Annotated in this window: 14 protein-coding genes; 13 read left to right on the top strand and 1 reads right to left on the bottom strand. The window is 36.3% G+C overall.

Translation table 11 applies throughout. The features are described from left to right. Positions 1-13: 13 nt before the first annotated feature. The 11 genes from ACFOW1_RS08340 (at position 14) to ACFOW1_RS08290 (ending at position 19,203) form a co-directional block, all read left to right on the top strand. Positions 14-1,645, top strand: a complete 1,632-nt coding sequence (locus ACFOW1_RS08340) for an amidohydrolase (RefSeq protein ID WP_379013534.1) — start codon at positions 14-16, stop codon at positions 1,643-1,645. A 269-nt stretch (positions 1,646-1,914) separates the two neighbouring features. Beyond that, entirely contained in the window at positions 1,915-2,376 is a 462-nt protein-coding gene (rpsP, locus tag ACFOW1_RS08335; protein ID WP_379013533.1) for a 30S ribosomal protein S16, read from the top strand. 254 nt (positions 2,377-2,630) lie between these two features. Further along, positions 2,631-4,679, top strand: a complete 2,049-nt coding sequence (locus ACFOW1_RS08330; RefSeq protein WP_379013531.1) for a thioredoxin domain-containing protein — start codon at positions 2,631-2,633, stop codon at positions 4,677-4,679. A gap of 218 nt (positions 4,680-4,897) precedes the next feature. Then, entirely contained in the window at positions 4,898-6,196 is a 1,299-nt protein-coding gene (gene porK / locus ACFOW1_RS08325) for a T9SS ring complex lipoprotein PorK/GldK (protein WP_379013529.1), read from the top strand. 137 nt (positions 6,197-6,333) lie between these two features. After that, positions 6,334-7,080: a type IX secretion system motor protein PorL/GldL gene (porL, locus tag ACFOW1_RS08320; protein WP_379013527.1), complete on the top strand. Its 747-nt coding sequence runs from the start codon at positions 6,334-6,336 to the stop codon at positions 7,078-7,080. Between the two features lie 53 nt (positions 7,081-7,133). Then, positions 7,134-8,678: a type IX secretion system motor protein PorM/GldM gene (gene porM, locus ACFOW1_RS08315; protein ID WP_379013525.1), complete on the top strand. Its 1,545-nt coding sequence runs from the start codon at positions 7,134-7,136 to the stop codon at positions 8,676-8,678. A gap of 10 nt (positions 8,679-8,688) precedes the next feature. Beyond that, positions 8,689-9,831 (top strand): type IX secretion system ring subunit PorN/GldN, encoded by a 1,143-nt coding sequence (gene porN / locus ACFOW1_RS08310; protein ID WP_379013523.1) that lies wholly within the window; start codon positions 8,689-8,691, stop codon positions 9,829-9,831. A gap of 354 nt (positions 9,832-10,185) precedes the next feature. After that, positions 10,186-16,365, top strand: a complete 6,180-nt coding sequence (locus ACFOW1_RS08305; RefSeq protein ID WP_379013522.1) for an alpha-2-macroglobulin family protein — start codon at positions 10,186-10,188, stop codon at positions 16,363-16,365. A gap of 611 nt (positions 16,366-16,976) precedes the next feature. After that, positions 16,977-18,035, top strand: coding sequence for an NAD(P)/FAD-dependent oxidoreductase (locus tag ACFOW1_RS08300; RefSeq protein ID WP_379013520.1), 1,059 nt, complete (start codon positions 16,977-16,979; stop codon positions 18,033-18,035). Next, on the top strand, positions 18,035-18,493 hold the full coding sequence (locus tag ACFOW1_RS08295) for a hypothetical protein (RefSeq protein ID WP_379013519.1): 459 nt from the start codon (positions 18,035-18,037) through the stop codon (positions 18,491-18,493). Before ACFOW1_RS08300 ends, ACFOW1_RS08295 begins: the two co-directional genes overlap by 1 nt. A gap of 74 nt (positions 18,494-18,567) precedes the next feature. Further along, positions 18,568-19,203: a hypothetical protein gene (locus ACFOW1_RS08290; protein ID WP_379013518.1), complete on the top strand. Its 636-nt coding sequence runs from the start codon at positions 18,568-18,570 to the stop codon at positions 19,201-19,203. 2 nt (positions 19,204-19,205) lie between these two features. Here the strand turns inward: ACFOW1_RS08290 and ACFOW1_RS08285 are convergent, their stop codons facing one another. Then, the gene (locus ACFOW1_RS08285) at positions 19,206-19,559 is read right to left on the bottom strand and encodes a hypothetical protein (RefSeq protein ID WP_379013516.1); all 354 of its coding nucleotides are present in this window, start codon (positions 19,557-19,559) and stop codon (positions 19,206-19,208) included. A gap of 192 nt (positions 19,560-19,751) precedes the next feature. Between ACFOW1_RS08285 and efp the strand changes: the two genes are divergently transcribed. Then, positions 19,752-20,318, top strand: coding sequence for an elongation factor P (gene efp, locus ACFOW1_RS08280; protein ID WP_379013515.1), 567 nt, complete (start codon positions 19,752-19,754; stop codon positions 20,316-20,318). 239 nt (positions 20,319-20,557) lie between these two features. Beyond that, on the top strand, positions 20,558-21,040 hold the full coding sequence (gene accB, locus ACFOW1_RS08275) for an acetyl-CoA carboxylase biotin carboxyl carrier protein (protein WP_379013514.1): 483 nt from the start codon (positions 20,558-20,560) through the stop codon (positions 21,038-21,040). Positions 21,041-21,088: the final 48 nt, after the last annotated feature.

The raw sequence follows: 21,088 nt of genomic DNA, 5'->3' as shown, positions 1-21,088 counted from the left end.
GCAACTTTAATGCATGAGAAAGTTTTTTATTTATAGCCTATTGATGGCTTTTGTAGCTTGTGAATCGAAAACAGAAGTAGATACCATTGTTCACAATGCAGTTATTTACACGGTAGATAGCGCCTTTACTATTACTGAAGCAATGGCAGTAAAAGATGGGAAAATTGTAGCTACTGGTAAAAATGAAGACATTCTTAATCGCTTTGGCGCAAAAGAAACCATTAACGCTCAAGGAAAGCCGGTATATCCCGGATTTATAGATGCTCACGCGCATTTTTTAGGGTATGGGCAAAGTTTGTTTCAGGTAAATTTATTTGGTTGCAACACTTGGGACGAAGTCGAAAGTCGTGTGCAAGAATTTGCAGCAAAACATCCTGATGAACCTTGGATAAAAGGCCGTGGTTGGGATCAAAATAAATTTCCAGATAAGCAATATCCAACTAATGATAAGTTGAATGAACTCTTTCCTAATAAGCCTGTTTTTTTAACCCGTGTAGATGGTCATGCTGCCATTGCTAATCAAAAGGCATTAGACATGGCGGGTGTAAATGCTGGCGCAACATTAACTGGTGGTGAGGTAGAAGTAAAGAGCGGAAAATTGACAGGTATTTTAATAGATAATGCAAAAGGATTAGTAGCTTCCAAAATGCCAATTGCTACGAAAGCCGATTATGAAAAATGGTTGTTGGCAGCGCAAGATAATTGCTTTGCACAAGGGCTTACCACGGTTACTGACTGTGGGTTAATGTACGATGATGTGGAAAAAATTGATGCGCTACAAAAAGAAGGCAAATTAAACATGCGCATGTTTGTAATGCTAAGCGATGCGACAGAAAATTACAATCACTATTTACAAAAAGGGCCTTACAAAACAGACAAGTTATTTGTAAATGGCTTTAAAGTTTACGCCGATGGGGCTTTGGGTAGCCGTGGTGCCTGTTTGCTACAGCCATATAGCGATAAGCCAAATTGGACGGGCTTTTTGCTAAATACAAAAGCGCATTATGATAGTGTGGCGGCTTTGCTGATAAATACCAAATTTCAAATGTGTACTCACGCAATTGGGGATAGTGCTAATAGAGAAATATTGACTATTTATAACAAGTATTTAAAAGGCAAGAACGATAAACGTTGGCGTATTGAACATGCACAAGTGCTTAATGAGGCTGACTTTAATTTATTTGGTAGCGCAAGTGTAGTGCCCTCTGTCCAGCCTACCCATGCTACTAGCGATATGTATTGGGCCTCAGAGCGCTTGGGCAACGTGCGCATAAAAGCTGCTTATGCTTATAAGCAATTGCTGCAACAAAATGGTTGGCTGCCTTTAGGTACTGATTTTCCTGTAGAAGATATTAGTCCATTTAAAACATTTTTAGCAGCAGTTTTTAGGCAAGACGCTAAACAATTTCCAGATGGTGGTTTTCAAATGAATAATGGATTGACAAAAGAAGAAACCTTAAGAGGTATGACTATTTGGGCTGCAAAAGCAGGTTTTTTAGAACAAGAAATTGGCAGTTTAGAAGTGGGTAAAAAAGCAGATTTTATACTTCTTGATAATGATATTATGCAGGCGAATGCATCTAATATTTTAGCAATAAAACCTTTGCTTACGGTAGTGGGCGGCAAAAAAGTATTTGGTAAATAATTTACTTGTGAAAGTTGGTTATATGATTTTTTATTAATGCAAACTAAAAATTACTTGCACATTATTATTTGATAGCAGAAAAATGTTGCTATCTGTGCGTAACGCAATGGCAGCCTTCATTACAGGTATTTTTTGAGGTATGATGGGTTAATATTTAACAAAAAATGAGTTTTTAAACTTGGTAGATAATGTTTTCGTATTTATTTTTGCTGCTCGATTTTATAATCGGATAAACAATATTTGTTAACGCCACTAAATTTCTATTTAACATGGCAGTAAAAATGAGACTACAAAGACACGGTAGCAAAAAACGCCCATTCTACTTTATAGTAGTTGCTGATGGTCGCGCACCGAGAGATGGTAAATTCATCCAAAAAATTGGTACTTACAACCCACTTACAGTACCTGCTACAATTCAATTAGATCGTCAAAAAGCATTAGAATGGTTGCACAAGGGTGCACAACCTACTGATACTGTTCGTCGTATCTTGTCTTTCAAAGGCGTATTGTTCTTGAAGCACTTACTACGTGGTGTAAAACTTGGTTTGTTTGATGATGCACAAGCAATGATTAAATTCCAAGCTTGGCATGACGAGCACGAGGCCAACATTTTGCGTCGTAGCGATGCTCACAAAAAATCGCAAAAAGACCGCAGAAATGTTCCTGTAGTACGTAAAGTAGAAGCTGCTCCAGTAGCTACAGAAGTACCACAGTCTAGTGAAGAAGCATAAAATCTTTCGCCGTTTAAAAAGGTTCCAATCTATCTGGTTGGAACCTTTTTTTATACCAACCTGCGCTGTTTATTGAAAAATATTGAAGCAACTAAAAAGGTGAGTAATACGTTATAAAAGCTAGTTTTTGGCTTTTACAATATGTTAACAATAAATTATTTTAACATCAATACACAATAACAAATACCTCTGTATCTTGTTAAAGTGTTACGTTTCATTTTTACGACTAACGTAATACACATCACACCTGCATAATGGCGCACCAACATACCAACCAACTGATACACGAAACAAGCCCATACTTGTTGCAACATGCCCATAATCCTGTTAATTGGATGCCTTGGGGCGACATTGCTTTGCAAAAAGCCAAAGATGAAAATAAGCCTATTCTAGTAAGTATCGGTTATGCAGCTTGTCATTGGTGTCATGTTATGGAAAGAGAAAGTTTTGAAGATGAAGGCACGGCGCAAATTATGAACGATTACTTTATCAATATTAAGATAGACAGAGAAGAGCGACCAGATTTAGACCACATTTACATGGATGCTGTTCAGGCTTTGACTGGTAGTGGTGGCTGGCCGCTAAATGTGTTTTTAATGCCAGATTGCAAGCCTTTTTATGGCGGCACCTATTTTCCGCCTGTGAGGGCTTACAACAGAATGAGCTGGAAAGAAACCTTGCATGCCATTAATCAATCTTTCCAAGAGAAGAAACATGAAATAGAAGCGCAAGCAGATAATTTAATGAACCATTTACTTAATGCCAATACTTTTGGCATTGGTAAAGTTGGTGAGGCGGAAAAGCCTTCCATTTTTACACAAGAAAACTTGGCTTTGATTGCTGATAATATTTTGAAGCAAGCAGATACAGAATGGGGAGGCTTTGGTAATGCGCCCAAATTCCCACAAACATTCTCTATCCAATATCTACTGAGGCATTATCATTTTACAAAAGACGAAGCGGCTTTACAGCAAGCTTTGTTAAGTTTAGATAAAATGATTAATGGCGGTATTTACGACCAGCTTGGCGGTGGTTTTGCAAGATATAGTACCGATAACAGATGGCTAGCGCCACATTTTGAGAAGATGCTATACGATAATGCGCTTTTGGTTGGTGTTATGGCTGAAGCATTTCAGCTAACGAATAATAAACTTTACGCAGAAGTTATTGAACAAACCATTGGGTTTATTGAAAGAGAGATGTTGGATATCAGTGGTGGCTTTTATAGCGCTTTAGATGCAGACAGCGAAGGTGTTGAAGGTAAGTTTTACACATGGTCTAAAGAGGAAGTGGACGCTTTATTAGGCAATAATAGTGCTTTATATTGCGAATATTATAATATAACGGCAGAGGGGAATTGGGAGCATACAAATATTTTGTGGGTACAAGAGCCGTTGCAAGATTTTGCAGAAAATAAGGCGATAGAGGCGCAAGATTTAAAAGCCATCATAGAGCGTTGCAATGCCATATTATTTGCGCAGCGTAGCAAAAGAATTCGTCCGCAGCTTGATGATAAAATATTGCTAGGTTGGAATGCATTAACCATAACTGCTTTGTGCAAGGCTTATGCTGCAACAGGTGTAGAACACTATAAGCGGTTAGCCATGAATAATTATCAGTTTTTGGTTCAAGCCTTTACTGCAAATGATGGTTCACTCTACCATACTTTCAAAAATGGCCAAGCTAAAATTCCTGCTTTTTTAGACGACTACGCCTATTTCATTCAAGCATGTATTCATTTGCAAGAAGTAACTAGCGAATCGATATATTTAACAAAGGCAAAAGATATTGCTGAATACGTGGTTGAAAATTTTGTAGAAGCAGACACAGGTTTCTTTTATTACACGCATCAGCATCAACAAGATGTGATAGTGCGAAAAAAAGAAGTATACGATGGTGCTGTGCCATCTGGCAATGCTATAATGGCGAATAATTTATTGTATTTAGGCATTATGTTCAATAAGCCAAACTGGCGTGAACATGCGATAGATGTAGTACAAAACCTTGGCACAGCAATAATTAGATATCCTACATCGTTTGGTGTGTGGGCAAGTTTGGTGCAGATGGAAACAAATGGCTTAAAGGAAATTGTAGCAACAGGTTCAAATGTTGAAAAATATGTAAAGCCATTGTTACAAGTATTTTTACCTAATAAAATTTTACAAACTGCTGTTTTTTTCGAGACGGGATTTCCGCTACTAGAAGGTAAAGAATTTTCAAGAGAAACAGTATTTTACGTATGTGAAAACTATACATGTAAAGAACCAGTTGATAATTTTATCAATTTTTTATCAAAATTATAACATAGAAATAAAGTCGCTAAGGAAATATTTATTACTTTGGCAGTTCCAAAAGGTATTTTTTACAATTACCATAAAAAACTTTACTGGTAAATAACCTTAAAACAAGCGTACTGACAGATTTCTACATTGTAGTGTAAAAATATTGAGAACAAAAAGTAAACTGGATTTTTTAAACGGTTTTTACCTATATATTTGTCATTACCTGTTAATAGTTTTTTATGATGATAAACCGAAGCAATCTTTTATCAGTCGCTGTTTTACTGCTTGTATTTGCAAGTTGTTCTAAGTCTAAGAACAGCAAATCCAAAGGTGGTCCCGATGATGGCCAAGTAAGAGGTGTAGCACCGTCTGCTAAACAAAGTATGAATCCACCATTTGGTATGGTGTATGTGCCACCAGGTACATTTCATATGGGTCCAAGCGACGAGGATATTAACTACACATTTACAGCAAGAAACCGTCAAGTTTCAATTCCAGGTTTTTGGATGGACGCGACCGAACTTACCAATAATAAATACCGTCAATTTGTTGTTTGGGTGAGAGATTCTCTTGCCGCCAAAGAACTAGGTTATTATAAGTCTGCGCCAGGTGGTAATGGTGATTCATCTATTGCTATTGATTGGGTGAAAGCTAAAACGATTAAATACGACGCTTCTAACCTTGAAAAATTAGGTAATAAGCTAATACTTGCTCCAGATAATAGATTAAACGGCAAAGCTGATATCGATCCTGATAAGCTGATTTACCACTCTGAAACATTTGAACTTGCCGAAGCTGCCAAAAGAGAAAATGCGGGTGTGGCGCGTAAAAACTTCATTACAAGAAAAGATACTAAAATTTATCCTGACACCTTGGTTTGGATGAGAGATTTCTCATACTCTTACAACGAGCCAATGACAAAAAGATATTTTGCACATCCTTCTTTTGGTAATTATCCTGTAGTTGGTGTTACTTGGAAACAAGCGGTAGCATTCTGTCATTGGAGAACGCATATTCAAAATGATTATTTGGAAAGAAAGAAAATGGCTGTAGAAAGTGATTATCGCTTACCTAGTGAAGCTGAATGGGAATACGCCGCTAGAGGTGGTAGAACTAACTCAATGTTTCCTTGGGGTAACTACTATTTAAGAAACAAAAAAGGTTGTTTGTTGGCAAACTTTAAACCAGGTCGTGGTAATTATGCGGAAGATGGTGGTTTTTATACAGTTCGTGCTGACGCATATTGGCCAAATGACTATGGTTTATATAATATGGCAGGTAATGTAGCCGAGTGGACAGAATCCTATTTCAATGAAAGTTCTTACAATTTCATGTCCGAAATGAGTCCTGATGTACGCTATGATGCTAAAGACTCAGATCCTCCAAGAATGAAACGTAAAGTAATTCGTGGTGGTAGCTGGAAAGATGTAGGATACTTCTTACAAACTAGTACTCGTGCTTTTGAATACCAAGATACAGCAAAATCATACATTGGTTTCCGTTGTGTCATAGATTTAGCGCCAAGAATGCGAAAATAAATAGAATATTAAGCCTATTTAAATCATTTCTAACCATTTTTACTGATAATTTTTAATTGTATATCCATAACTTTTATGTTTATGGACGTGCAATTCTAATAACCTAATTTTAAATTAAAAAAATAAAAAATAAAATCATGTCAGCAGGATTAAGCAAAGGTCAAAATAAATTATTAAATTTTGTGGTTTGTGTTGGTGCAGCTATTGTAATTGTGGGTGCTTTATTTAAAATCATGCACTATCCAGGTTCTGAATATTTGTTACCAATTGGTCTAATTACAGAGGCTGGTATCTTCTTAGTATATGCTTTTTTACCACCACCAGTTGATGGTCATGCGCCTACTGTAGAAGTTGCAACTGGCAACCCAGCGTTGAAAAGTATGGAAAAAATGTTGGCTGAAGCAGATATTACACCTGCAAACTTGAGCAAATTGAGTTCAGGTTTCCAAAAACTGGGCAGTACCGTAGATAAAATGGGTGAAATTGGTGATGTTGTTAAGTCTACAGCAGATTTTGCAACAAAATCTAAAGATGCTGCCGCTGCATTTGGTAATGTTTCTATGGCTGTTACAAAAGCGACTGATTCTTTAAATGCATTTAGTGGTGCTTCTGATTCAGCAAAACAATTTCATGGTCAAATACAAGTTTTAACTAAAAACTTGGCTTCTATCAATACTGTTTACGAATTAGAATTGCAAGAAAGCAATAATCACCTAAAAGCATTAAACCAGTTCTATGGTAAATTGGCACAAGCTTCTTCTGCCATGCAAACAAGTGCTGAGGATGCGATAAAAGCAAAAGAACAAATTGCGGCATTAGCAAGTAATTTGAGTAAGTTGAATCAAGTGTATGGCAATATGCTTACCGCAATGCAGGGTAGATAATTGTTGTATCTGTGAACTTAACTAATTTGTAAAATAAAAGTAATTAAAAAATTATGTCATTACCTAAAGAACCGAGGCAGAAGATGATTAATGTGATGTATTTGGTACTAACAGCCCTGTTAGCACTAAATGTATCAGCAGAAATCTTGAATGCTTTCAAAACGGTTAATGGAAGTTTGATGAATTCAAATAAATCGATTGATGAGAAAAATCAAACTATTTTCAATTCATTTAAACAAGAACTAAATCAAGCAGAGAAAAAAGAGTTAGCTTCTCTTTGGTTACCTAAAGCCGAACAAGCCCAGAAATTAGCTGATGATGTAACGCAATATTTAACTGGTTTGCAACTTGAATTGAAGAAAGAGTCTAAACTGGAAATCGTTGATGGAAAAGAAAAATATAATGAAGACAATTTAGATGCTGCTACCAGATTATTTGTAGAACCTGGTAAAGCAAAAGGCGAGGAATTGAGACAAAAGCTTGAGGATTTCAAAACTAAAATTCTAGCAATCGATCCTGAAATAGGCAAAGAGTTTGGTACTACCTTGCCGTTAGACTTATCTATACCTCAATCTTCTAATAGCCAAGTTGGTAAAAATGATTGGGCTTTTTCTTATTTCCACATGACGCCAACAATCGCGGCTATTACCATTTTGAGTAAATTCCAAAACGACGTAAAGAATAGTGAAGCTCAAATTGTTGAATTTTGCCATAAAAAAGTAGGTGAAGTTCAAGTAAGATACGATGCGTTCCAAGCTATTGCTAGTCAAAGTTCTGAGTATTTAATGCCAGGTCAAGAATTAAGAATTACAGGTGGTGTTGGTGCATTTAGCAGTGCTGCGAAACCTACTGTAACGATCGACGGTTCATCTGTGCCTTTAAACGCTGACGGTGTCGCTGAATATAAAACTACTGTTGGAAGTCCAGGCACATATTCAAAAAAAGTGACCATTTCATTTAAGAAACCAGACGGTACAATTGGAACTTTGGATAAAGAAATTAAATACACAGTGGGTTCACCTACAGGTATTACTGTCAGTGCAGACGCAGTTAAGGTATTATATATTGGCGTACCAAATCCAATATCTATTTCTGGCGGGTCTAAAGGAGCTGAAGCGATTAGTGCTACTATTAATAATGGTTCTTTAAATAATAAGGGTGGTGGTAAATTTGAAGCCAATGTAGAAACACCTGGTAAAGCAACTATTAGTGTAACTGTTGATGGCAAAACCACACCGTTTGATTTTAAAGTAAAAAGAATCCCACCGCCACAACCAATGGTGGGCCAAAGTGCTGGTGGTTCTATTTCGGTAAATACATTCAAAGCCCAAGTTGGTGTAAGAGCTGAATTAAAAGACTTTGTATTTGAAGGTATTAAATACGATGTTACTAGTTTCTTATTAGTCGCTCAAGGTAAAGGTTTTGAAAATGGTGCTGGATTTACTCCAAACAAAGGCGCTTATTTTAGTTCTGAAGCCAAAGCAATTATTGAAAAATGTAAAGCAGGTTCTACAGTTGTATTACAAGATATTGTAGTATCTGGCCCTGATGGTTCAAGAAAATTAGATGGCGTTGTTGCCTTTAATCTTACACCTTAAAATTATTTTTATGTCTAATCATCTTTTTTTAAGAGGTATAGCTTGTGGTGTTCTTGCGATAGCAGTTTTAAGCGTAGATGCGCAGGTTAAGAAGAAAAAGTCTACCGCCAAAACGACTACCACCACTGCGAAAGATCCATTTGGTGGTGCTTCTAAGCAAACACCTGCGTCTACTAAAACGCCTAAGAATCCATTTGCTGCACCGAATAATAGCTCTGTTGATCCATTTGGCGCAAGTGCTTCTAAAGGCAATAATGGAAATGGTGATACTACCAGAAAATCCCAAACATCTGGAAAAGATGCACCTTTAGTGGTTGTTAAAACTGCTACTGGTAATCCTTTGACGGATTCTAATAAAGTGTCTTTGCGTAACGATAATGCGGTAGAAGCCAACTTGATTAAAGATAGAACACCTTTGATTTACGATTATATTCGTGAAGACGATGCTATTTTCAAACAAAGAATCTGGCGTATTATTGATGCTCGTGAGAAAATGAACTTACCATTTAAAAACACAATGGAAACGGATAATGGTAGTCAGTTGTTTTTTGCTATTTTGTATAAATCAGTAGCAGAAGGCGGGATCGTTGCATTTGAAGATGAGCGTTTTACAACACCATTTACTAAAGATAAATTCAAAGAGCGTTTTTCTGGTGGTACAGACACTGTGCCAGTTTATGGAGATTTAAATAATCCAGAATTAATTACTTCTCGCGAAGTGCGTACAAGAGAATTTCCTGTAGATTCTGTATATCGTTTTCAGATTAAGGAAGAAGTCTTATTTGATAAAGAAGCCTCAAGACTAGTAACAAGAATATTAGGAATAGCCCCAATGGGACCACAAATTTTGCCAAACGGTAAAGTGTTAGAAGGGCCACCAATCACGTATTTCTGGATTTACTATCCAGATATTAGAGCAACATTGGCAAAGTTTGAAGTATACAATCCTAAAAATTTCGGCAACAGAATGACTTGGGAAGATTTGTTCGAACAAAGATTTTACAGTAGCTATATTGTTAAAACTACTATGGACAATCCTTATAATCAGTCTTTAGCAGATAAATATGGCAAAAACAAGCTGTTTATGCTATTAGAAGGCGAAGCAATAAAAGAGAAAATATTTAACTACGAACAAGATTTATGGGCTTATTAGTGGTCTAATTTTTAATATATTCTTTGAAAAGGTGGTGCATTTCGCATCACCTTTTCTTTTTTCTTTTTTTCATTTTGCAAACGCTTGCTGAAAATTTGTAGAATCTAGATTTTTCTAGAAATAATTAAAAAATAATTACCGGAATATTTTTTTATTATTAAATAAACACGATATTCGCATCGGTTTTTCATAGGATATTGGATTTTAAAACGGGGCTGGATTTTTATCCTGGCCCTTTTTTGTTTTATAGATTTCCCCCATCATTATTATCTACGTAAAAGAATATGTAATTCTTTACGCGTTAGCATCTTCTTTCGTACAAACTCTTTATTTTACTCTCAAATTGGTGATTTCATGCGGCTTCATACTCTAATTGGCTTATTAGTATCGATTCTAGTTTTTACAAATCTTTTTGCACAGCAAAAACCACTTAACCTAACCAATAATTGGATAGAGATAGATACACTCATACTTGCTAAAAATCAGCCCAAAGCGGCCTTGGAAAAAGTAAACCAACTGTATATAGCTGCTAAGGAACGTAAAGATGATATTCAATTAATTAAGTGTTTGATATATCGCATCGGCCTAGAAGATGCCGTATTTGATAACAAGCCAAACAACGCCATCCAATTATTGGTATCAGAAATTGCGACAAGTAATAATGAAACCGCTAAAAGTATTTTACATTCTTTATTGGCTAGTAGCTATTGGCAATATTATAATGCCCATAGATGGCAAATTTATAATAGAAGTAAAACTGCTGTAGCTAATAAGCAAGACATTGAAACCTGGAATGCTGATGATTTTGGTGCAGCAATTAGTGATAATTTTTCTAAAAGTGTAGCCAACGCTACATTATTGCAAAAAGTGTCTATTGCTGATTATCGTACCATTATTTTAGAAGGTAATGCGACAAAGCTTAGGTCTACGTTGTATGACCTATTAGCTCATGAAGCATTAGAATATTTTAAAACTGGTGATTATTATCTAACCAAACCTAGCTATGCTTTTGAATTAAAGGACTTACGTGCTTTAAGTAATGCAAATACATTTATTACAACTACGTTTACATCAAGCGATAGTACTTCTCACTTGCTGAAAAGTTTGCAATTGTTTCAGCAGTTATTAGAATTTCACAGTAAGGGTGTGGATAAAAATGCTTTCGTAGACGTGGATTTAGAAAGAATAGAATGGGTATATCAAAACTTAATTGGTGATAAAGCAACTGTCTATTTGCAAGCTTTAACTAATATTATAGAAATTTCTTGTGAAAGAACTGCACAGGCTTATTATTTATTGGCTAATTATTATGCTCAGTTGGCCAATAATTACCAACCTTTTGGCGATACTACACATCGTTTTGATAAAGTAAAGGCCTTACAAATTATCAAGGCAGGATTGGCAAAGTACCAGCAGGATGATGAAGGCGTTAATAATTTAAAAAATCTCCAGCGAAGTATTGTACAACCATTTATGAGTATTCAAACTGAAGAGGTAAACACACCCAACAAGCCTTTTAGAGCTTTGGTAAGCTTTAAAAATGTAGACACACTTTTTGTACGTGTCATCAAGTTGCCCAAGAAATCTAATCTCATAGATAATTTGCATACACAAGACTATGATGCACTCGCTGCAATGCCTGTTGTTACAACATTTGCACAGCCATTATCTACTACTAATGACTACCAACAGCACAGTGTAGAAATTAAAATAGACGCCTTGTCTGTAGGTGATTATGTGCTACTTACAAGTAGTAGCGCAGGTTTTATAGATACGCTACATAAAATGAGTAAGCAATTGCTGCGTGTTTCTAATATCAGCTATATTAGAAATGGTAATGACTATTTTGTGCTAGACAGAGATAATGGTAAGCCTTTGGCAAATGTAAAAGTCACCATCACCAAAAGTGATTGGAACAACATTATTAAAAAAAATGAAACCAAGACTGTAGCTACTAAAATCACCAATAAAAATGGCTATTTCAGGTTTGTGCCTAAAGATGATAATTATGGTAGTTACGACTTTGCATTTGTTACCAAAGGCGACCGCTTGCAACTTGCGTCTAGCGAATATCTATATCAATCAAGAAACAGTAGTGACGATGACGACGAAGATGACATAGCAGACTACGAAGAAGACAACGCTAAAGTGTATTTTTTTACCGATAGAAGCATTTATCGCCCTGGGCAAACGGTCTATTTTAAAGGCATTGCCATAACCAAAGATTTTAAAACAAAGCAGGCTAAATTATTAGCTAATAAAGATTCTGTATTAATCTATTTAGAAGATGCCAATTATAAAAACATCGATTCGCTGTATCTAAAAACCAATGCTTACGGTTCATTTGCTGGTAAGTTTATACTGCCGCAAAATGTATTAACTGGCGAGTTTAGCATAGATGCTGATGATTTTAAAAGAAGTAACATTTCTTTTTCTGTAGAAGAATATAAACGTCCTAAATTTTATGTAGAATTTGAATCTCAAAAGGGCATGTATCGTGTTAATGATTCTATCACAATTACTGGCTTCGCCAAAGCCTATGCAGGCAATGTGGTAGATGGTGCTAAAGTGAAATTTAATGTAGAACGTAATGCGAGATTTGTGTACGATTGGCTGTGGCGCAATGGTAGCAAACCATATAGCCGCAATAAGCAAATAGCAGATGGCGAGATTATAACCAACGCTGAAGGTAAATTCACCGTTACGTTTAAAGCAGAGCCAGATGAAGCGATAGCGGCAGCAACAGAACCAATTTTTGATTTTACGGTTTCAGCTGACGTGACTGATATTAATGGCGAAACAAGAAGTGCTAATAAGCAAGTATCGGTTGGCTATAAACGATTACAGGTAAACATTGCAGCACCCAAATTGGCCGAAGCAGATAGCCTTCAACAAATAACCATTAGCACTAAAAACATGAATGGTGAAAATGAACCTGCTACTGTGAGCGTAAAAATTTACGCGATACAAACGCCACAACGTTTAATACGTAAGCGTTTATGGCAGCGTGCTGATATGTTTGTAATGGATAAAACTAGCTACCTACAAAGCTTTCCTAATGATGACTATGAGGATGAATTAAACGAGAAACTATGGCCTGTAAATAGTCTTGTTTTTGAAGGCGACATCAATACTTCAACTAACACCAAATTTCAAATTCCAAATAGCAAATTAACTGCTGGTTTTTACAAAATAGAAGCTACCACAACAGATAAAGATGGCAATACTATCAAGGATGAGCGCTATGTTCAATTGTTTAATAGAAACGCCACACCTTATCCTCAATACAATTTTAATTATACGCTTAATAACTACACACAGCCAAACGAATCGGCTGCATTTATAAGCGGTAGCATGGCAGAGAACACGTTTGTTGTAAGTAAAATAACTAGACCAAAATTGGCTGGTAAAGAGCGAGCTATTTACCAATATAACAATTACCAAAAAGGCTTGCACAATATTACCTACAAAGCCGATGAAACCGATAGAGGCGATGTTGCCATTAGCGAAGCCTTTGTATATAATAACCGTGTGTACACCAATCACTACAATATTATTGTGCCATTTAGTAATAAGACTTTAGACATAAGCTACGCAAGCTTTAGAAACAAAACCGAGCCAGGAAGTAAAGAAACTTGGACGGTAAATATTGCTGGTAATAAAGGTGAAAAAGTTGCGGCAGAATTACTAACAAGTATGTACGATGCAAGCCTTGACCAATTTGAAAAACATGAATGGGTCAAGCCGAATATTTGGAATATTAATTACTCTCAACAATCATTTACAAGTAATAATGGATTTAAAGTTAAAAGCTCAAGTGAAAACAATACATATTTTAGGGATAAAGTACTTGTAACAAGCTATGATAAGTTAGTTAAACCTAATAATCTAATACGTTCAACAAGAACTCAATTTAATTCAATGCTATCAGGAAGAGTAGCTGGTATAGAGGCAAGTAATAGTTTTGATGATGTGGTTGTGGTTGCTGTAGGTTATGCAACAACTAAAAAGAAGGATATTACTGGTGCTGTTGCTGGGATAGCAGAAGATTACGATAAAGTATTTACTAATGTTGACATAATAGATACTATTACTGGCGATAGAATTTTAAATGGAAGATTAATAAAAGGCAGTAAAATAAAAACTGGCGGCATTACCCAACCTCGCAAAAACTTCAACGAAACGGCTTTCTTTTTCCCGCAGTTATATGCAGATACAAGTGGTAATTACAGCTTTAGTTTTACCATGCCTGAAGTCTTAACGCAATGGAAATGGCAAACATTTGCCCATACCAAAGACCTCGCTTTTGGCAATAATTCTGCTACAATTACCACACAAAAAACATTGATGGTGCAAGCCAATGCACCACGCTTTGTACGTGAAGGTGATAATCTAGAATTTGTAGCCAAACTATCTAACCTAAGCGATAAGGAATTAACTGGTCAGGTAAGGTTAGAGCTTGTAGATGCAAGTACCAACGTATCGGTTGATGGTTGGTTTCAAAATATGTTTCCTACACAATATTTTACAGTAGGTGCAGGACAAAGTAGTGCTGTAAAATTTCCTATTCAAATACCGTTTACATTCAATAAACCTTTGACATGGCGTGTGATTGCTACGGCTGGCAATTTTAGCGATGGCGAGGAAAACACATTGCCTGTATTAAGTAACCGAATGCTAGTAACCGAAAGTTTGCCAATGTTGATAAAAGGTGATACGACGCAGCGTTTTGTATTAGATAAACTAGTGAATAACCAAAGCGAAACGCTTACCAATCAATCACTAACCGTTGAGTACACCCCTAACCCTGTGTGGACGGCCGTGCAGTCTTTGCCATACTTAATTGAATATCCGTACGAATGTGCGGAACAAACCTTCAACAGATATTTTGCCAATGCCTTGGCAGCTAAAATCATAGCTAAGCAACCCCGCATTAAATCAGTATTTGAGCAATGGCAAAAAGATACCACAGCCTTTACATCGAACCTTGCAAAGAATGAGGAATTAAAGCAAATACTATTGCAAGAAACACCTTGGGTATTACAATCAGAAAATGAAACGCAGCAACAAAAAAATATTGCTTTGTTATTTGATGTTGTAAAAATGAGTAATAGCGGTACAGCAGCTATCGATAAACTGCAACAGCTACAATTACCAAGTGGTGGTTTCGCTTGGTTTAAAGGTGGTAGAGAAGATAGATATATCACCAATTATATTTTAGCTGGTATTGGTAAATTGAAAAAAATAGCAGCTATCAATACAGCCAATACTGCGAAGCTGGAAACCATGATTGGTAAGGCTTTGGCGTATTTAGACAATGAAATAAAAAACGATTACGACAACTTACAGCGCAATAAAGTCAATTTGCAAAAGCAACAAATTACCACTACGCAAATCCAGTATTTATACATGCGAAGCTTCTTTTCTAATGCCATTACACCTAAAGACGCTTATAACTATTATTACAATCAAGCGAAGCAGTTTTGGCATGTTCAGAATACTTACAACACAGCGATGATTGGTTTGGCTTTGTTTCGCAATAATGAGCAAGCATTTGTAAGCAAACATATTGTGCCAGCCATTACACAAAATGCAGTTGAAGATACAGCTAACGCTAGTGTGTATTGGAAAGATAGAAGCATTGGCTTTTGGTATGCCTCGCCTATTGAACACCAATGTATGATGCTACAATTCCTTGAAGAAGTAGCCAAGCAAGACACTATTGCCAATGTATCAACCACCATTCAAGGGGCTAAAAACTGGTTGTTACTTAACAAACAAACCAATCATTGGCCTACAACCATTGCAACCGCCGATGCTTGCTATGCTTTATTAAACAACAGTAATGCATTGGTAAATAATCAACAAGTGCGGATACAATTAGGCAGTACACCTATAAAAATTAGTAATTCACAAGCTGGTACTGGTTATGTAAAAGCTACCATTGAAGGCAGTAAAATAACCCCACAAATGGGTAATGTAACGATTACTACTTCTACGCAATCTTCTACATCAGATGAATTTAAGAAGGTTGGGAGTATTGCTTACGGCAGCTTATATTGGCAATACTTTGAAGACTTCGATAATATCACTGCGTCGGCCTCTCCATTGTCTATTACCAAAAAATTATTTGTAGAAAAAAATAGCGCCGCAGGTAAAGTATTAACCCCTGTTAATGACAATGATGCATTAAAAGTAGGCGATAAAGTAGTGGTGCAATTGGTACTAAAAACCGATAGAGACATGGATTATGTGCAGCTTAAAGATACACGTGCAGCTACCATGGAGCCAGTAAATGTATTAAGCGAATACAAATACCAAGACGGTTTAGGCTATTACGAAGCCACCAAAGATGCCAGTACCAATTTCTTTTTTAGCAGCATTCGCAAAGGCACTTATGTGTTTGAGTATCCTGTATTTATCACGCATGTGGGTACGTTTAGCATTGGTATTGCTAACCTGCAATGCATGTATGCACCAGAATTTACAAGTCACAGTAATGGTTTTAAAATTGTGGTAACATCAGAACCATAGCGTTTTAGCAATAAAAGGTATTTGGCGGCAGCGCTAAATACCTAATTATATCCAAGGTAATTAACAAGATAACATCAGCTATTTCCCTTTAGATCTACCCGAATGGATGCATTTAAGCCGATACATCCTTTCGGACTCATCGGAATGGATGTATCCAAGCCGATACATCCATTCGGGTTCATCGGAAAGGATGTATTCAAGTCGATACATCCATTCGGGTTCATCGGAATGGATGCATCCAAGCCGATACATCCATTCGGTGCAATGTAATGGACAAAATCTGGTGTTCATCTATCTAATATAGTCTTCGAAAAATGACTAGCCGCAAATAAGCCTATGTTTTTGTTAACCAACGGCATTACTACTATTGGGCTTCTGTTGTGTCACACCCTTGTACATTCAGTTCGCTTTGCAGCATTGTGAAACACCCTGTTGCTAGGGTACAGGTTTAAAGCTGAAAAAGATGTCTAGAGATTGCCAATCCAATGGTTGTTTGCATATTGCTATAAGTCTATGTGCCTACCTTGTCTATCTCGTGCGTTGTCCAAGATATTGTGTAATTATTACTTCTTGTTCTTTGTATCCTTTGTTTCTTTGTGCCAAATTTGAGAATGACTTACGATTATATTATTGTTGGCCAAGGTGTTGCAGGTACTTTTTTAAGTTGGCAATTATTACAAGCTGGCAAAACCGTATTGGTAATAGATGAAGCCAAACCTTTTACCGCTTCTAAAATAGCTAGTGGCGTGATTAATCCCGTTACGGGTAGGCGCATTGTGCGTACTTGGATGATTGAAACCTTATTACCATTTGCATTGGATGCATATACCAATTTGGGTAATCAGCTTGGGGTTAAATTAATACAACAAACAAATATTCTAGACTTTCATCCAACACCCCAAATGATGCTGGCTTTTAAAGAGCGATTGCCAGAAGAAAGCGATTATTTGCGCGTACCCACAAACGAATCGGAATACCAGCAATATTTTAATGTCAGTTTTGGTATTGGCGAAATTAACCCCTGTTATTTAGTAGATCTTAGAACCATGATTGTAGCTTGGCGTAATTATTTGCAAGCACAAAATGCCTTGTTGGCGGAGCGATTTGATATTACGCAACTCATTCACCATTCACCATTCACTATTCACTATAAAGAAGTTACCGCTACTGCTATCATCTTTGCGGATGGTGCAGCGGGCGCAGATAATCCTTATTTCTCGTTGTTGCCTTATGCCAAAAACAAAGGGCAAGCAATCATTGCTGAAATACCCGATTTGCCACGTACGAATATTTACAAACAAGGCATTACGTTGGTGCCGTGGCAAGATGATTTATGGTGGATTGGCTCTACCTATGAATGGGATTTTAAAGACCTTAAACCTTCGGCGGATTTTAGAAATAAAGTTGGATCGCAATTGCAGCATTGGTTAAAATTGCCTTACAAAGTGGTAGACCATATCGCATCTGAAAGGCCAGCTAATCTAGAGCGCAGACCATTTGTAGGGATGCATCCAATACATACGAATATTGGAATATTTAATGGTATGGGAACAAAAGGCTGTTCTTTAGCACCCTATTTTGCAAAGCAATTTGTAGATGCTTTGGTGTGTCAAGTACCTATCAACCCATTGGCAGATGTAAAGCGTTTTACAAAAATCTTGAGTAGATAATGATCAGTTTATTATCTTCCATTTTTGTAATCAAAACTAACTACAACATGGGTAAAACGGCTACTCAGCAAGAAAATATGTACCATATACCAAAGCGATATAGAGAAATGGAAAACCTACATATCGTTTTTTGGTTGTTTAAAGATGTTGCTTGGTGCATGGTATGGAAGCCGTTAGGTATTGTAATGATTGCACCAACTCTACTAATATCTATTGTCATTGCTTGGCGTACAAGGCATATTGTAGCCGAATTGTGTCATAATTTGGCCATTACTATTTGGATTTCTGCCAACTCATTTTGGATGCTAAGCGAGTTTGCGGGTATAGATACAAAACCATTATTTGGTGCTTATACTTATAAGCATTTAGCCATTATACCATTTTCAATAGGCATATTGATATTGGCTTATTATTATTTATGGTATGCGCCAAGGCATAGGCAATTTGCAAAGTCATAAGATTTTGTTATGTATTAGCGATAAGTTAAATAGCTTGAAATTAATTCGTTAATCTTGTTGTAATATTTGGAAGCATGCGGTTAATGTTTATAATCATATCAACATTATTGATAAATGTGAAGGCGATTGCTCAGCAGCGAGTAGTAGCGGAATGCACTATTGTGTATGCTATTGCTGTCGACTCAAGTGCTGCAGATAAAAACTTAGCAGATAATCTAAAATCTGCTTCAAAAATTATTTATATTAAAGGCAACAATTCTCGCATAGACTTGATTAGTTCGGCTTTTTCACAATCCATTTTTTACGATAAAACGAAAGGTAGCGCTACTATTTTACGAGAAATAGGCACAAATAAATTTATTACAAAATTAGATAGCGCCCAATGGTTGAAAGAGAAAGAAGAATTTATTGATATGGTTACTACCATTACCAAGGACACCAAAAAAATATTAGGTTACGATTGTAAAAAAGCGCAGTTAGAACTCAAAAATGGTAAAGTGTATACGCTTTATTTTACACCAAACTTATTGTCTTCTGTAAGAGAAGTAGATTATGAGTTTAAAGATATCCCTGGTCTAGTGCTTGAATATGAAGTAGTTGCTGTAGACGGTAAAAAAGTTAGATATTCAGCTACAAAATTTAATCTAAACCCAGTGCCAGCTTCAAGATTTGACGTGCCTTCAAGTGGTTACAGGATACTTAACAAATAAGATTAATTAATAGGCGCAGTAGGCGTTTTAAACTTAGGCACTTTTACTTTAAACTTATAAGGCATGATATAAGTAGTATTACCACTATTGTAGTACAATAAAGAGTTTATTTCTAATCCTGTAGAAGTAGATTTTTGTGTAAGTACATCACTACCCTTAAATAGGAGATGTAGTTTAACAGTAGAAAGCGACAATGTTCTATGTGATAAAAGGCTGAGATTCTTTAAAGAATATTTACTGCCTTTACTTTTTTCGTCAGTCATACCAGAGAAACTAATAGACGCAATTGCCACCTGGACACTCAAAGCGAGTGATGCAGCAACAATTAGTTTTTTTATGTGTCTTTTTTGTTTCACTTATGCAAAAGTACTATTATTTCTTAAATATTCTCCAATTTTTTTCGGCGGATACCATAATTAACGAGGTAAACACACTTTTGTTACAGAAGATGCCTATTTAATTTTCTTTGCTGCCTAGTTGTTAAAAAAAGCTGAATGATTTTTTTCTCTAAGCAATCCCTACTTTTGCCAACCTAAAATAAACATAAAATGGCATCAACTTCAGACATAAGCCGCGGCATGATTTTAAAACTAGATGGCAGCTTATATAGTGTAGTAGAATTTGGCGAAAACAAAACAGCGCGTGCAGCTGCAAAAGTTTGGGCTAAATTAAAAGGCGTTGATAACAAACGCAGTATAGAAAAAACTTGGAATAGCGGTGAAACCGTTTACCCTATTCGTGTAGAAAAGAAGACGTATCAGTTTTTGTATAAAGATGAGAGTGGTTATAATTTAATGAACAACGAAACCTTTGAGCAAATTGTATTGGCTGAAGAAATGATTGATTCTCCACAATTTTTAAAAGATGGTGCCGAAGTATCCGTATTTATAAATACAGAAACTGAACAACCAATTGGTGCTGAATTACCAGAGAAAATTGTGGTGAGAATTACTTATTGTGAGCCTGGTTTACGTGGTGATACTGCTACTCGTGCTACGAAACCTGCAACCATAGATACTGGTGCAACTGTAAACGTACCTCTTTTTGTAGATGAGGGAGAATTAATCCGTATTAACACCAAAACTGGTGATTACGTAGAAAGAGTAAAAGAGTAATTTTCTAAATTATCGATACACAAATGGAGCAATTACAATTGCTCCATTTGTATTTTATGGATGTTCTGTTTTATGTAAAATGCCCTTTTTTTCATTCAAAAATGTTCGAAAAATAGCCTTTTTATAAAAAAAATGGGTGTTTCTATCAAAATATGGCTATTTTGCCGCCTCTTATAAATTAAGCTAGAATAAAAACCAATCGCAAAAATCGATTACTTCCTTAACAAAAAATTCTTCTTATGGACTTAAAGCAAATTCACGATCTGATAAAGATCATTAACAAGAGTAATATTGGAGAGATTAGTATAGAAGATAAAGATGGTAAGGTTACCATTAAGCAAAAAGAAGAGCCAGTGGTAACCGTTGCAACGCCACCGCAACAAGTATATAACGTAGCTCCAGCTGCCGCACCAACACCTGTCGTAGTTCCAGCGCCTCAGCCAGCCGCAGCACCTGCACCAGCAGCCCCTAAAGCTGATAACCTAATAACGATTAAAAGTCCGATGATTGGTACTTTCTATCGTAAACCTTCGCCAGACAAACCCAACTTCGCAGAAATAGGTACAGAAATTACACCAGGTAAAACCATCTGTATCATCGAAGCCATGAAATTATTCAATGAAATTGAAGCCGAAATCAGCGGTACAGTTGTTAAAATACTTGTAGAAGATAATAGCCCAGTAGAGTACGATCAGCCGTTATTCTTGGTTGAACCTAATTAATAATAGTTAATGCAAAGCAACTTGATGAACTAAGTAGAAATTCTATTT

The organism is Parasediminibacterium paludis (genome assembly GCF_042651445.1).
GTDB classification, from domain to species: Bacteria; Bacteroidota; Bacteroidia; order Chitinophagales; family Chitinophagaceae; genus Parasediminibacterium; species Parasediminibacterium paludis.
The sequence above is the reverse complement of the archived record's forward strand: the minus strand, read 5'-3'. Positions and strand labels throughout refer to the sequence as shown.